This window comes from Flaviaestuariibacter amylovorans (genome assembly GCF_039541815.1).
GTDB classification, from domain to species: domain Bacteria; phylum Bacteroidota; class Bacteroidia; order Chitinophagales; family Chitinophagaceae; genus Flavisolibacter; species Flavisolibacter amylovorans.
Genome location: NZ_BAABGY010000006.1, coordinates 86,801 through 102,994 on the forward strand (window position 1 = coordinate 86,801; position 16,194 = coordinate 102,994).

A 16,194-nucleotide genomic window follows, 5' to 3' on the forward strand; every position below is an offset into this window, starting at 1 on the left:
AACCGGTAAGAAAAACACGATGACCCAATTGTTCCGGCTCGTACTGAGCGTCCTTTTTCTAGTGGCAGGATTCCGTAGCACCGCCCAGAACGTTACCAACCGCGGTAAAGAGTTCTGGGTGGGCTATGGCCACCACCAGTATATGGAGCCGGGTTTTCAGAACGACCAGGACATGGTCCTCTACTTTAGCGCAGAAGCGCAGGCAGCACAAGTCAAGGTAACGATCCGTGGCCGTGGCGCTACTACTGTCAATACCTATAACGTAGCGGCGAACACGGTCGTTGCTACTCCGGTGATGCCCAAATCAGGCACGAACGATGTACGCCTTTACGACGTCCCGCCGTCCTTCGGCGGAAACGGGGGAGAGGGCCTCTACAACATGTCAATCCATATTGAGAGCAACGTTCCCATTGTGGCCTATGCGCACATTTATGCCTCCGTGTCGTCGGGTGCTACGATGCTGCTCCCGGTAGATGCCTGGGGCTATCAGTACACCTCCATCAACAGCCAGCAGATCAACGCAGGCGGTCCGGGCTTTTCCTGGGTGTATGTGATCGCGAAAGAGGACAACACCGTTATCGAGATCAATCCCAAGGTGGCGACCCGACTTGGTAAGCCGGCGAACGTACCGTTCCGCATTACGATGAACAAGGGACAGATCTACCAGTTCATCGGGCAGTCCGACGCGCAAGGCAACGGCAACCAGTTCACCGGCACTACGGTAAAGTCGATCGCGAACGGTGCCGGCGTATGTAATCCCATCGCAGTATTCAGTGGCAGCAGCCGTACGCAGGGGGAACAGATTCCCTGTGCTAACGTCGCCGGGCGCGACAATGACATGCAGCAGGCCTTCCCGGCACACGCCTGGGGAAAGCGCTATCTGACCGCGCCGTTTGTTGCTGCCAACAATACCTCGGCAAACCAGACCTGCTATTACAAGATCGTCGCGCGGGATCCCGGTACAACGGTGCGCAGGAACACGAACATTATCACCCCGAATGCTGCTGGTTATTGGGAATTTTCCAGCAACCAAGGTGAGCTTATCGAAGCCGATAAGCCGATTATGGTCGCCCAGTTCATGGCCGGCTCGGGCTCGTCCACCTGTAATCCTTCGAGCGGGCAAGGCGACCCGGAGATGGTTTTTCTAAGCCCGGTGGAGCAAGCGATCAAATCAGTAGGCTTTTATCGAAATACCAAGCAGTCCATCACCAGTAATTTTGTAACCGTAATCATACCGGCCACCGGAGTTGCGTCATTGGTGATCGACGGCGTACAGGCGAGCACGCTTCCCCAATACACCCATCCGCGGGATGCCAACTATAAAGTGGTAACCCGCAGGTGGACCGCCGCCCCGGCCCAGGCACTGATGTCCAGTTCGGAACCCTTCAACGCCATCACGTACGGTATGGGGTCCGCCGAGAGCTATGCCTACAACGCCGGTACCTTCCTCAAGAACCTCAACGCCGTAGCCGACATCCACAACGAGCTCGACACCTCGGTGAAGACGCACGCGTACACCTGCCCGAACACACCGGTGGAGCTGTCGGCCCTCATGGCCTACAAGCCCACGATGATGGTGTGGAAGCTCAGCACCCTGGCCGGCATCATCGACCCGAGCGCCGATGTGGCCATGGCCAACCCGACGCCGATCGATTCCACCACCATCAACAACGTCAAGTATTACAAATACCGCCTGCCCGGCACCTACAAATTCAACCGCGCCGGTACCTTCCTCATCCCGATCGACGCCACCAACAACATGATCGCGAACTGCGCGCACACCGAGCCGCTGTTCATCGAGGTGACGGTGAACCCGGGACCGGTGGCTGCCTACAATTTCAACCATACCGGCTGTACCACCGACACGATCCGCTTTGCGGCCGTGCCGCCCCCCGGCTTCAACATGGGCAAGTACGTGTGGAGCTTCAACCCGGGCGACTCCACGCGCCCGAACCGCGATACCCTGTTTGCGCCCGGCACCTACGACATCAAGCTCACCGTGGTGACCAACGAAGGTTGCGTCGACGACACGACCCGTACCGTAGTGGTGGGCGGCCGCCCCTCGGCCGATTTTACCATGGCCCCTTCACCGGTTTGCGAAGGCGGCTCGGTGACCTTCACCAACCCCACCGGCGGCACGCCCCCGGCCGGCGCCAGCTGGTACTGGGATTTCGGAAACGGCAGCACCCCGGTAACGCTGAATGCCAACACGCCTCAAACGATCAACTATCCTTCCTACGGCACGTATACCGTGCGCCACGTGTATAAGGCCACGGCCAACTGTTTGAGCGATACGGTGAGCAAGGTGCTCACGGTGTATGCGAAGCCACGGCCCAACTTCACCTATTCGCCTACGGGCTGCCTGCCTGCCGACAGCATCGTGACCTTCACGAGCACCACGACCATCCCCGACGGCCAGGCCGCTACCAGCTACTACTGGGACTTTGGCGATCCCGCCGCCACGGCACAGAACCCCAACACGTCGACCCTTGCCAACCCGTCGCACAAATTCGGCATCGGCACCTACAATATCAAGTTCTCGGTAACCACTGCACAAGGCTGTATCAAGGATACGACGATCATCCTCACCTTCCAGACCGGCGCCGCGATCTCGTGGCCTCCCTTACCCGCGGTTTGCTCCAACGCCTCGGGTACGGTCTCGATCGCCACGGCCGTAGTGACCAACGGCGTTCCGGGCTCCGGTACCTATGGCGGACCGGGCGTGTCTCCCGACGGTACGTTCAACCCCGCAGTAGCTGGCCCAGGCACCCACACGGTTACCTACTCCTATCTTCCCTCGGGTGGCGGCTGTGCCACCGGCGCCTCCAATACCATCACCGTGGCGGCGCGTCCCCGGCCGGCCTTTACCATCCCCGCCGGCGGCTGCCTCGTGAACGATACCGTGACGCTGACCAACACGTCGACCGTTTCGGACGGGGCCACGCTGACCTACCTCTGGAACTTCGGCGACCCCGCGGCTACCGCCACGAACCCGAACACTTCCACGGCACAGCACCCGACGCACGTTTTCGGCACCGGTACCTACAACATCAAGCTCACCGTCACCTCGTCGAGCGGCTGCGTTGCCGACACCACCATTACGGCTGAATTCAAGATCCAGCCCGATGCCCAGTTCCCGGCGCTCCCGGCAGTATGCGAGAACGGCGCCGCCTTCTCCGTGGCTACCGCCTCCGTTACCAACGGCGTTCCCGGCACGGGCGTCTACTCGGGCCCCGGCACCGATGCCGCGGGCAACTTCAACCCCGCCGCCGCCGCCATTGGCCCCAACACGATCACCTACATCTTTACCTCCACCGCCGGCTGCGCCGACACCGTCACGAGCATCGTAAACGTGAAGCCGCGCCCGCGCCCGACCTTTACCGGGCCTGCAGGCGGCTGCTTCACCGACGGCGTGGTGACCTTCGCCAACGGCACCACCATCGCCGATGGCTCGGCCCTGACCTACAGCTGGAACTTCGGCGACCCCGCGGCCACCGGCGCCAACCCTAACACGTCTACAGCCACCAACGGCACGCATACCTTCGGCACCGGTACCTATAACGTGCAGCTTTCTGCTACGTCGGCCAACGGCTGCTCCGCCGATACCACCATCACCTTCACATTCAGCATTGCTCCGGCGGCTACCTACCCGGCCCTCGCTGCTGTGTGCGAGAACATGACCGGCACCGTGTCGGTGGCTACAGCCTCCGTCACCAACGGTGTGCCCGGAACCGGTGTGTACAGCGGCCCGGGCGTGGACGCCGCCGGCAACTTCACCCCTTCGGCCGTAGGAGCAGGCACCTACACCATCACCTACATCTTCACCGCGCCTTCGGGCTGCGCCGATACCGTGACCAGCCAGATCCAGGTGAAGCCGCGCCCCCGGCCCAACTTCACCGTACCGGGCGGCGGCTGTCTCGACAACGGCCTCGTGACCTTCCCCAACACGACCACGATCGCCGACGGCTCCGCGATGACCTATTCCTGGAACTTCGGCGATCCGGCGGCCACGGGCTCCAACCCCAACACCTCGACCGCCGTGAACGGATCGCACAACTTCGCGACCGGCACCTATAACATCCAGCTGACCGCTACATCCGCTAACGGTTGCTCCGCCGACACGACGATCACCGCCACCTTCAGCATCAAGCCGCAACTCGCCTGGACGAACCTTGCCGATGTATGCGTCAATGGAAGCCCGGTATCCGTGGCCACGGCCTTGGTCACTAACAACGTGCCCGGCGCAGGTACCTACAGCGGAACCGGCGTTAATGCCGCCGGCCAGTTCGACCCGGCCATGGCCGGCGTCGGCACCCACGAGCTCACGTATACCTTCGTTTCCGCCGCCAACTGCACGGTGACCATCACCCGTAACATTACGGTGAAGCCGCGTCCCTTCGTCAACTTCACCTATCCTCCCGGCGGCTGTCTTACCGACGGCACGGTCACCTTTACCAACACGACCACCATCAACCCGGCTTCGCCCATGACCTACGTGTGGGACTTCGGTGATGCCGCCGCTACACCGGGCAACCCGAATACATCAACCGCCACCAACGGCACGCACGTATTCGGTAACGGGACCTACAACATCAAGCTCACGGCCACAGCTGCCAACGGCTGCGCCGCCGACACCACGATCACCGCTACGTTCAGCATCAAGCCCCAGCTGGCCTGGCCGCAGCCTGCGGACCTGTGCGTGAACGGAGCCGCTGCTTCCTACGCCACCGCGAGCGTCACCAACGGCGTAACCGGCACCGGCGTGTACAGCGGCACCGGCATCGATGCCAACGGCAACTTCAACCCGGCTACTGCCGGCGTGGGTCCGCATACGCTGACCTACACCTTCACTTCGTCGACCGGTTGCCAGGAGACCATCACCCGCACCGTAACCGTGAAGCCGCGTCCGTTTGTCAACTTTACCTATCCTGCCGGCGGCTGCCTCGTGGATGGCACAGTGACCTTTACCAACACAACGACCATTAGCCCTGCATCTGCACTTACCTATGCCTGGGACTTTGGTGACGCTGCCGCAACGCCCGGTAATCCCAATACGTCGACGGCGACCAATGGCACGCACGTATTCGGGAATGGCACGTATAACATCAAGCTGACGGCAACCGCCGCCAACGGCTGCGTTGCCGACACGACCATCGCGGCCACCTTCAGCATCAAGCCCCAGCTCGCCTGGCCCCAGCCCGCCGACCTGTGCGTGAACGGAACGGCCACGTCCTTCGCAACGGCCACCGTTACCAACAGCGTCGCCGGAACCGGAACCTACAGCGGTATAGGCATCGATGCGAGCGGCAACTTCAATCCGGCCACGGCAGGAGTAGGCCCGCATACGCTCACCTACACGTACACTTCGAATGCCGGCTGTATCGAGACGATTACCCGCACGGTGACCGTGAAGCCGCGTCCCTTCGTGAACTTCACCTATCCTCCCGGCGGCTGTCTCGTAGACGGTACGGTGACCTTTACCAACACGACCACGATCAACCCGGCCTCCCCGATGACCTGGGCCTGGGACTTTGGTGACGCCGCTGCCACGCCTTCGAACCCGAACACGTCGACTGCCCAGAACGGCTCACACGTATTCGGCAACGGCACCTACAATATCAAGCTCACCGCGAATGCGGCCAACGGCTGTTCCGCCTATACGACCATCACGGCTACCTTCAGCATCCAGCCGCAGCTGGCTTGGGCGCAGCCGGCCGATCTTTGCGTAAATGAAGCCGCTACCTCGTTCGCCACGGCTACCGTCACCAACAGTGTGACCGGCACCGGGGTGTACAGCGGCACCGGCATCGACGCGGCAGGCAATTTCAACCCGGCTACCGCCGGCGTAGGTCCGCACACGCTCACCTATACCTTCACTTCGACTGCAGGATGTGTGGAGACCATCACCCGCACTGTAAATGTGAAGGCCCGTCCCTTCGCCAACTTCAGCAGCAGCGCCGGCTCCTGCCTCGTGGACGGCACGGTGACCTTCACGAACAGCACCACCCCGGTTGCCGGCAGCACCCTCAGCTACGCCTGGAACTTCGGTGACGCGATGGCCACTCCGTCGAACCCCAATACTTCAACTGCCGCCAACCCGACGCACGTGTTCGGTACCGGCTCCTATAACATCCAATTGACCGCAACCGCCTCGAACGGCTGCTCGGGCGACACCACGATCACGATGCCGTTCAGCATCAAGCCGCAACTGAGCTTCGGTCCGCTGACGGCCGTGTGCGCCAACGCCACCGGCACCTACTCGGTAGCCTATGCCACGGTCACGAACGGCGTTGCGGGTACGGGCGTTTACTCCGGACCCGGCACCGATGCCGCCGGCAATTTCAATCCCGCCGCTGCCAACGTAGGACCCAACACCATCAGCTACACCTTTACGTCGGCCGCAGGCTGCCAGGAAACCATCACGAGCACGATCACGGTGCATCCGAAGCCGACCGCCCTCTTTACCGCCTCGGCCGATATCTGTATCGACGGCGTGGCCACCGTAACGGATGCCTCCACGATCAGCTCCGGCGCCATCGCTACCTGGAACTGGGACCTCGGCAACGGCAACACGCCTTCCAACAGCACGGGCGGCACCTTCACCGTACCGTACCCCAGCACCGGCCCCGCTACGATCCGCCTGACGGTGGTAAGCGACCAGGGCTGCGTGAGCGATCCCTACACCCGCACCCTCACCGTACACCCGCTGCCGGTGGCCGACTTCAGCCTGCCCGCCTCGGTATGTATGCCGGGCGGCGTGGCGTCGATGGCCAGCACGTCGACGGTAGGGGATGGCTCGACCCTCAGCTACGTCTGGAACTTCGGCGATGCCTCGCCGAACGCGACCGGCGCGAGCGTCAGCCATGTATATGCCGCTACCGGCTCCTATACCATTACCCTGACGGCCACTTCGGCCTGGGGTTGCGTGAGCGATACCAGCAAAGTGCTTTCTGCCTTCTACGACAAGCCGGTGGTTGACTTCACCATGAACGCCGCCGAGCTCTGCCAGGGTGTGGAAAGCGTCTTCACCGACATCAGCACCGCTCCCAACAGCACGATTGCGAGCCGCCAGTGGACCTTCGCCAACGGCAAGACCGATACGGCCGCCATCGCCCGCACTACGTTTGCCACGCCCGGTACCTACCAGGTACGCCTCCGCGTCACGAACGGCGTGGGCTGCACCGCCGACACGGTGAAGCCGGTGATCGTGCACCTCCAACCGAAAGTTGACGCGGGCCCGTCCTTCGTAGTACCGGTAGGCACCCAGGTGCGCTTCAATCCGACCGTAAACTCTTCGACGCTGAACTTCCAGTGGACGCCGGGTGGCGGTCTTTCCGGCGCCAACACGCTGCGCCCGACGATGCTGGCCCAGCGCAACGCCACCTATTACCTGACGGCCACGGGCGCTGGCGGTTGCACCGCCAGCGACTCGCTTACCGTGAAGATCCTGCTGCCGGTGAAGATCCCGAACGCCTTCTCGCCCAACGGCGACGGCCAGCACGATACCTGGGCGATCGAAAGCCTGAAAGACTACCCCGGCGCAACGGTGGAAGTGTTCAACCGCTATGGCCAGCGCGTGTACTTCTCCAACGGCTACTCCGTACCCTGGGACGGCCGGTACAACGGCTCCCTGCTGCCCTTCGCCACGTATTATTACGTGATCGTGCTGCAGAACGGCTTCGCACCCATCACCGGCACCATCACCATCATCAAATAACCGCGACACACTAACCATCTACTTTACATCAAAACGAATGAATATGAGCGCATCGAATAAAACCCTTTTGCTGGTCCTGCTTGCAGGCTCTTTTTGCCAGCAGGCACAGGCGCAAGTGGATCCGCACTTTTCCCAGTATTATGTGTATCCGTCCTTTCTCAACCCTGCCCTGACCGGCGCCTTCGACGGCAACTACCGCGTAGCCGGCATCTACCGCTCGCAGTGGGGCAATATCAGCAGCCCCTTCGCCACCAAGGGACTCGCCTTCGACATGACCTCGGAGCGCAACATCAACTTTGGCGCCTCGGTGCTGAACCAGACCGCGGGCAACGGCGGCTATAACTACACCACCGGCTACGCCAACTTCGCCTATACCGGCGTGCGCCTCGGTGCCGCCCAAACGCACCGCATCGTGTTCGGCCTGCAGGCCGGTGTCATCGACCGCCGCTGGAACACGTCGAAGATGACCTTCGGCGACCAATGGAACGCCGCCACCGGGTATGTGCCCACCAACCCCACCGGTGAAGCCACGGGCAACCGCAAAAACACCTCGTTCGACGCAGGCGCCGGCGTACTCTATTTCGACGCCACACCGGGCAAGAAGGCCAATGTGTATGGTGGTGTCTCGTTCGCGCACCTCACCCGGCCCACCGACAACTTCGGCGGAACCGGCGACGTAAAGCTTCCCGTGCGCACGACGGTGCATGCTGGTGTGCGCATCTCCATCGCCGACAACTTCACGCTGACCCCCAACGCGCTCTACCTGCGCCAGGGCACGGCCGAGGAAAAGATGATCGGCGCCTATGGCCAGTATAAGGTGACGCCCGAGACCGACCTGCTGCTCGGCGTTAACTACCGCTTCCAGGACGCCGTATCGCCCTATGCCGGCTTCGGCTACAAGAACCTGGTGGTGGGCCTCAGCTACGACGTGAACACCTCCGACCTGAGCCGGATGGTGCGCGGCGCCAACGCCTTCGAGCTGTCGCTGACCTATATCGGCCGCCGCAAGGCCAAGACCCCCGAGGTAGAGTTCGTCTGCCCGACCCTGTAAGCCATTACCTGAACCGACAACCGCTACTTTACCCGGGACCCCGATCCCGACCAAAATACAGAACGACATGAGAACCCTCGCCGTTATAGCGACTGCCACCCTCCTCAGCACGGCTGCCCAGGCACAATTCACGTTTGATTACCTCCGGGCTGCCGACGACTATTACCGTAAAGGCGACTTCTTTTCCGCCGCACAGTACTACGAGAAGTACCTCGCCAACAAGAAAGGCAAGCACGCCGGTGGCGGCCAGAACCCCTACGTGGTGCAGGCGGCCAGCAAGAAGACCGCCGGCGCGCGCCCGTCTTCCGATGCCGAAGCCGTTTACAACACGGCAGAGAGCTACCGCCAGCTGAACTACCACGTGAAGGCGGAGCCCTTCTACAAGCAGGCCTCGGAGCAATATGCCGCGCAGTTCCCGCTTGCGAAATACCACTACGCCACCACGCTGCGCGCCCTCGAGCGCTATGCCGAGGCGGAAGCCGCATTCAAGTCGTTCATGGAAGGCTATGGCCAGACGGATACCTATAGCGCGGCCGCACAGCGCGAGATCCAGAACCTCCAGTTCATCCAGCAGCAGCTGGGGCGTAAGGACATGCGCCTCTTCACGGTGAACAAGGCCACTTCCGGACTCAACGACACCGGCGCCGCCTATGCCCCCGTTTGGATCGGTGAGAATAGCCTCCTGTTTACCTCCACGCGCCCCGTACCCAACGACAAAAGCAAATCCTATATCAACCGCGTATACGAGGCCACGATGTCGGGCGGCGTGCCTTCCGGTGTGGTACCCGTAGGCCTTGCCCAGGAGGGGGAGACCCACCAGGGCGTGGTAGCCGCCACCCCCGACGGTAACACGATGTTCCTTACCCGCTGGACCATCGGCAAAGGCAGCAAGAACGCTTCCATCTACAGCGCCCGCAAGAGCGGTGGTGCCTGGAGCAACCCCGAGCCCCTCGCTTCCCTCAACGTGGACGGCGCCAACACGCAGCAGCCCTTCGTGATGCCCGGCGGCCAGCAGCTCCTTTTCTCGAGCAACCGCGCCGGCGGCTCGGGCGGCTACGACCTTTATATGGCCGACCTCGGCGCTGACGGCTCTGTGAGCAATATCCGCAACCTCGGTCCCTCCATCAACACGGCCTTCGACGAGCAGGCACCGTACTATCATGCCGCCTCCGGCTCGCTGGTATTTGCGTCCAACGGCCGCGTGGGCATGGGGGAGTTCGACCTGTACTGGAGCAAGGGCACGGCCGGTAACTGGAGCGAGCCCCAGAACTTCGGCTACCCGGTGAACTCGGTGAAGGACGATATCTACTTCGCTTCCAAAGGCACCGCCCGCAACATCCTCGAGGATGTGCTCTTCTCCTCCGACCGCTCCTCGGCCTGCTGTCTCGAACTGTTCTCGCTCCAGAAGAAACGCCCGCTGAAGATGATCTCCGGTACCGTGATGTCCTGCGACAACCGCACCCCGATCGCCGGCGCCCAGGTGAACATCATGGACACCGTGAACAACCGCACCGTGGCCACGCTCACCACCGATGCGAGCGGCCGCTACTCCTTTACGCTGGAGGAGTTCCAGCCGCTGAAGGCCGTGGCTTCGAACAATAACTACTACGCCAACTTCCTCTCGTTCAACACGCCGGCCAATACCGACGAAGACGAGCTGACCAACCCCGAGCTGTGCCTCACGGCCATCAAGTACGACGAACCGGTAGTGGTCGACAACGTGTATTATGATTTCGGAAAGGCCGACCTGAAAGAGGAGTCCTTCCCCGAGCTCGACAAGCTGGTGAAGCTGATGCAGGATAACCCGAACATCAAGGCCGAGATCAGCGCCCACACCGATGCCGTCGGCTCCGATGCCGCCAACATGAAGCTTTCCGAGGCACGTGCCCAGAGCGTCGTGAATTATATGATCAGCAAAGGCATTACCACCGACCGCTTCGTGGTGAAAGGCTATGGCGAGACGCAACCGCTGGAGCCCAACAAGAACCCCGACGGCACGGACAACCCGGCAGGACGTGAGAAGAACAGGAGAACGGAATTTAAGGTGATCAAGAACTGACGAACCTTTTCACAACTCATAGAAAACACCCATGAAAAAGATCTTAACGGGACTTCTGTTGTGCAGCACGCTCGCCGTATCGGCGCAGCAGAAGCCCCATTACACCCAGTATGTCCTGAACCAGTACATCGTGAACCCCGCCGTAACGGGCATCGAGAACTACACGGACGTTAAGATCAGCCACCGCCAGCAGTGGACGGGCATCCAGGATGCGCCGACCACGACCTACCTGACGATCCATGCCCCGATCGGCAAGAGCGACTACCGCAGTACGGCCACCTCGCTGGGCATGATCGGGGAGAACCTGCGCGGCTCCTCTTACTGGGAGAACTACGAGGCGGCAAAGCCGCACCACGGCATCGGCCTGCAGCTGATTCAGGACCGCACCGGTCCGATCAGCCAGGTGACCGCCGCGGTGACCTATGCCTACCACCTCGGTCTTACGCAGAAGATCTCTCTTTCGGGTGGTGTGGGCCTTGGCGTCAACCGCCTGCAGCTCGATCCCAGCAAGCTGGATTTCGGTAATGGGCAGGCCGACCCCGCCGTAGGTGGCAATACCGCGTTTCAGAAGCTGAAGCCCGATATCAGCGCCGGCCTTTACCTGTACTCCTCCGACTTCTTCGTGGGGCTTTCGGCCCAGCAGATCGCGCCGGTGGACTACACGTTTTCCGAGAATGGTACGCCCATGACGGGTGGCAACAAGCAGGTGCCGCACCTGTTCGGCACGGCCGGCTATCGCTTCCTGATCGGCGAGAACTTCAACCTGATGCCCTCGGTGCTGGTGAAGTACATCTCCCCGGTGCCGATGCAGTTCGACGCCAACCTGAAACTGCAGTACCTCGACCGCGCCTGGATCGGTGCTTCGATGCGGATGCGCGACGGCTTCGCCGGCATGGCAGGCCTCAACATCTCGAACGTGTTCAACGTATCGTATGCCTACGACTACACCACGTCGGGCCTGCGCAACTACAGCAGGGGCACGCACGAGGTGATGATCGGCTTCCTGCTGGGCAACAAGTACGGCGATACCTGCCCCCGCAACCTTTGGTAAATCCTTGAAAAGCGAATAGAAAGGGCCCCGTAAGGGGCCTTTTTGCTGCAGTAGAGAGAAGGAACGCAGATGGTACAGATGCGGCGGATGCACGCGGATCTGTTTTTATCCGTACCACCCGTGCAATCCGTGTTCTTTCTCTTTTAAAAAGTGGATACGTCCACCAGCGCTCCTCTCCACAACGAAGCATTCACGATTCACGTTTGACGATTCCCGAATGCACCCAGCACCTCGTTCATCCGCGCGCGGATGTCTTCTGTGCCCAGGTTGCCCAGGCTGCCCTCGTGGGTATGATGGAGCCCTTTGGAAAGATCCCAGCCGAAGGTGCCGGCCTCGATGTCGTTGCCGACCTGCCGATAGGCTTCCCGGAACGGGATTCCCTGGTTCACCAGCGCATTCACGGCTTCTACGCTGAATACGTATTTGTATTTCTCCTCTTCCAGGATGCCGCCCCGTATTTCTACGTTCGAGAGCATCAGGTGGGCCATCTGCAGGCACTGCTTCAGTTCGTCCAGCGCAGGGAAGAGAATCTCCTTCGTCAGCTGCAGGTCGCGGTGATAGCCGGAGGGGAGGTTGGTGAGCAGCAACGCGAGCTCGTTGGGCAGGGCTTGCAGGCGATTGCCCTTGGCGCGGATCAGCTCGAATACGTCGGGGTTCTTCTTATGCGGCATGATGCTGCTGCCGGTGGTGAGCTCCGGCGGGAAGGAGATAAAGCCGAAGTTCTGGCTCAGGTACAGGCAGCAGTCCATCGACAGGCGGGCGAGCGTGGCGCCGATGCCGGCAAGGGCCATAGCTACCGTGCGTTCCGTTTTACCCCGGCTCATCTGCGCATATACGGCGTTGTGGTGCAGCCCGTCGAAGCCGAGGAGCTCCGTGGTGCGCGTGCGGCTGAGCGGGAAGGAGGAGCCGTAGCCGGCGCCGGAGCCCAGCGGGTTGCGGTTGCAGAGGCGGTAGGCGGTGGCGAGCAGGTCGAGGTCGTCGGTGAGGCTCTCGGCATAAGCCCCGAACCAAAGGCCGAACGAGGAAGGCATGGCCACTTGCAGGTGGGTGTAGCCGGGCAGCAGCTTGTCTTTTAAGCGCTCGCTCTGCTCTAGCAACAGGTCGAAAAGGGTACGCGCTTCATCGCGTAGTTCCAGCAACTGTGCACGGAGAAACAGCTTGATATCGACAGCCACCTGGTCGTTGCGGCTGCGGCCGCTGTGGATCTTCTTGCCGGTGTCGCCGATGCGCTGCGTGAGCAGTAGTTCTACCTGTGAGTGCACGTCTTCCACGCCGGGTTCGATCCCAAACGTGCCGGCCTCGATCTCCTGAGCGATCGTCTGCAGCGCAGCCACGGCGGTCGCCGATTCCTCCGGTGTCATCAGTCCTACCTCACCGAGCATCGTGACGTGCGCGATCGATCCCTGCACGTCGTAGCGGGCCAGCAGCCCATCGAACTCGGTGTCGCGGCCCACGGTAAAGCGCTCGATGCGCTGGGCTACCTCGGTATTGTCTTTTTGCCAGAGCTTCATGCGGTATGCTTTAGGAGTTCGATATACAATTCGATGCCTTCGCGGATCTCGTGGAGGTGGATGTATTCGTCGGCGGTGTGGCTGCGGGCCGAGTCGCCGGGTCCGATCTTGAGCGCCGGGAAGGGCATCAGCGCCTTGTCGGAGGAAGTAGGAGAGCCATAGGTGCTGCGGCCCAGCGCGAGCCCCGCCTGCACCAGCGGGTGGCTTTCCGCGATCAGCGTGGAGCGGAGGCGGCAGCTGCGCGGCGTCAGGGTGCTTTGCACGCGGGATTGCAGCAGCGCCAGCACTTCCTCGTGGGTGTAGCATTCATTCAGGCGCACGTCCACCACGAAGCGACAGGTGTCGGGCACTACGTTGTGCGCCTTGTTCTCCGTTTCGATCACGGTCACGTTCAGCGACACCGGGCCAAGAAAGGGGGAGACCTTATCGAACGAAGTGGCGTACAGAGCCTGGATATCGGCGACGGCTTTTACCAGGGCATTGTCGCCCTCGTTGCGCGCGGCATGGCCGGCCCGGCCGGTTGCTTCGGCGTCGATCACCAGCAGGCCGCGCTCGGCGATGGCGAGTTGCATTTGCGTGGGCTCGCCCACCAGCGCGCCATCGACCGGGCCCAGCAGCGGGAGTACCGACTCGATCCCGCCGGTTCCCGAGATCTCTTCTTCGGCCGTGGCCGCGAGCACCAGGTTGAACGGGAGGTCCGGCTCCTCGTAGAAATACAGGAAGGCGGCGATCAGCGATACGAGGGGGCCGCCGGCATCGTTGCTGCCGAGACCATAGAGCTTGCCGTCGATCTCCGCGGGCACGAAGGGGGCGCGGGTGTAGCCCGGGTTGGGCTTAACGGTGTCGTGGTGGGAGTTGAGCAGCCAGGTCGGCAGCCCGGGGCGGTAGTGCCTGTTGCGGGCGAGCACATTGTGCCCGTATCGCTTCACGGATACGCCGCGCGCCTGCAGGAATCCGGCGATGTGCTGCGCGGTACCCGCTTCTTCCCGGCTCAGCGAGGGGATGGCGATGAGGCCGCGCAGGAGCGTGCCGGCATCTTCGGTGACGGTATGGAGGCGTTCCTTATTCATGTACGATGCGGGTGCCGGTTCGTCCCTGCACCAGTTGCGGCAGGTCTTCCGCCTTGCCGATCAGCACTTCGCGTACGCCGCTGCGCAGCGCGGCGAAGGCGTTATCCAGCTTGGGGATCATGCCGGAGTGCACGGATCCGTCGGTTTTCAGTTGGTCATAGGAAGCGGGCGTGATGGAAGCGATAAGCGAGGCATCGTCATCGGCATCGCGGAGCACGCCGCTTTTTTCAAAGGAATACACGAGGTGTACGTCGAAGCGCGCAGCGAGGGCTTTCGCCGTTTCCTGCGCGATGGTGTCGGCATTGGTGTTGAGCAATTGTCCGTTTCCGTCGTGCGTGATCGGGGCCAGCACCACTGAAAGCCCGCTATCGAGCTGCGTTGACAGCAGGTCCAGGTTCACGGCGTCCACGTCGCCGGCAAAGCCGTAATCGACCGCGCCTTTGGCCGCCCGCTTGTGCGCGCGGATCGCGTCGCCGTCGGTGCCGGAGAGCCCGATCGCCGGGCAGCCCGCGGCGTACAGGCCCGCTACGATGTTCTTGTTGATATAGCCGGCATACACCATGGTCACCACCTTCAGCGTCTCAGGGTCGGTGATGCGGCGGCCGTCGACGAGCTGTTGCGGAATACCGAGGGCGTCGCCGATGCGGGTGGCGAGCTTTCCACCGCCGTGCACGAGCACTTTCTTGCCCGGCAGGGCGGCGAAGGCCTCGAGGAAGGCCGCCAGCTTTTGCGCGTCGTCGATGATGTTGCCGCCGATCTTGATGACGTATACCGGTTCCATTATGCTTGCTTCAGGATTTCCGAAAGTACGGCCTGGGCGGCCCATACGCGGTTGGCTGCCTGTTGGGTCACGAGGCTGTGGGGCGAGTCGAGTACTTCGTCGGACAGCTCCACGTTGCGGCGCACGGGCAGGCAGTGCATCACCCCGGCGTTGTTGGTGGCTTTCAGCTTGTCGAGCGTCAGCATCCAGTTGCCGGATGCGGGCGGCATCTTCCCATAGTCTTCATAGGCGCTCCAGTTCTTGACGTAGACGTAATCGGCGCCTTCCAATGCTTCGTCCTGGCTGGAGGTGAGTGTGGCTCCGGTTATGAATTCCTCTTTCAGCGCGTAGCCTTCGGGGTGCGTGACCACGAAGTCGGCGGCGCCCCAGGCGGTCATCCATTGCGCGAAGGAGTTGGCCACGCATTGGGGCAGGGGTTTTACGTGGGGCGCCCAGGTGAGTACCACCCTGGGCTTGCGCTGCTCTTTAAATGTTTCGGTGATGGTGAGTACGTCGGTGAGGCTTTGCAGCGGGTGCAGGGTGGCGCTCTCGAGGCTGACCACCGGAATGCCGGAGTAGCGCACAAAGGCGTTGAGGGTGCGTTCGCTGTAATCGGCCGCGCGGTCCTGCAACGAAGGAAAGGTGCGCAGCGCGAGGATGTCGAAATATTGCCCGAGGATCGGCGCGGCGTCCTTGACGTGCTCCACGGTGCTGCCGTTCATGACAGCGCCGTCGGCGAACTCGAGGGCCCAGCCTTCGGCGCCTACGTTGAATACGATGGCTTCCATGCCGAGGTGCTGCGCGGCCACCTGGGTGGAGAGGCGCGTGCGCAGGCTCGGGTTGAGGAAGAGGAGGCCGATGCGCCTGCCGGCGCCGAGGCCCTTGTCGCGGAAGCGGTCTGCCTTGTAGGCGAGCCCGGTAGCTACGAGTGCGTCGATGTCGAAAACGTCGTGAGCGGAAAGGAACTGTTTCACG

Annotated in this window: 8 protein-coding genes; 4 read left to right on the plus strand and 4 right to left on the minus strand. The window is 62.0% G+C overall.

What is annotated here, in order from left to right:
• The first annotated feature begins 19 nt into the window (after window positions 1-19).
• From ABD937_RS06640 to ABD937_RS06655, 4 genes are all read left to right on the plus strand, one after another.
• Window positions 20-7,717 carry a PKD domain-containing protein gene (locus ABD937_RS06640; RefSeq protein WP_345254464.1) on the plus strand — a complete coding sequence of 2,566 codons (7,698 nt, stop codon included), beginning with the start codon at window positions 20-22 and terminating at the stop codon, window positions 7,715-7,717.
• A gap of 43 nt (window positions 7,718-7,760) precedes the next feature.
• Window positions 7,761-8,768: a PorP/SprF family type IX secretion system membrane protein gene (locus tag ABD937_RS06645; protein WP_345254465.1), complete on the plus strand. Its 1,008-nt coding sequence runs from the start codon at window positions 7,761-7,763 to the stop codon at window positions 8,766-8,768.
• Window positions 8,769-8,835: 67 nt separating this feature from the next.
• Window positions 8,836-10,827, plus strand: coding sequence for an OmpA family protein (locus tag ABD937_RS06650; protein WP_345254466.1), 1,992 nt, complete (start codon window positions 8,836-8,838; stop codon window positions 10,825-10,827).
• A 31-nt stretch (window positions 10,828-10,858) separates the two neighbouring features.
• Window positions 10,859-11,878, plus strand: a complete 1,020-nt coding sequence (locus ABD937_RS06655) for a PorP/SprF family type IX secretion system membrane protein (RefSeq protein ID WP_345254468.1) — start codon at window positions 10,859-10,861, stop codon at window positions 11,876-11,878.
• 197 nt (window positions 11,879-12,075) lie between these two features.
• On the opposite strand, the gene argH is transcribed toward ABD937_RS06655, so the two are convergent.
• From argH to ABD937_RS06675, 4 genes are read right to left on the minus strand one after another with little or no spacing between them, the layout of a single operon-like run.
• Window positions 12,076-13,389, minus strand: a complete 1,314-nt coding sequence (gene argH / locus ABD937_RS06660; RefSeq protein WP_345254470.1) for an argininosuccinate lyase — start codon at window positions 13,387-13,389, stop codon at window positions 12,076-12,078.
• A complete protein-coding gene (locus ABD937_RS06665; RefSeq protein ID WP_345254471.1) occupies window positions 13,386-14,459 on the minus strand; it encodes a M20 family metallo-hydrolase in 1,074 nt (357 codons plus the stop codon). Before ABD937_RS06665 ends, argH begins: the two co-directional genes overlap by 4 nt.
• Window positions 14,452-15,240, minus strand: a complete 789-nt coding sequence (gene argB / locus ABD937_RS06670) for an acetylglutamate kinase (RefSeq protein WP_345254472.1) — start codon at window positions 15,238-15,240, stop codon at window positions 14,452-14,454. Before argB ends, ABD937_RS06665 begins: the two co-directional genes overlap by 8 nt.
• Entirely contained in the window at window positions 15,240-16,193 is a 954-nt protein-coding gene (locus ABD937_RS06675; protein WP_345254473.1) for an N-acetylornithine carbamoyltransferase, read from the minus strand. Before ABD937_RS06675 ends, argB begins: the two co-directional genes overlap by 1 nt.
• Window position 16,194: the final 1 nt, after the last annotated feature.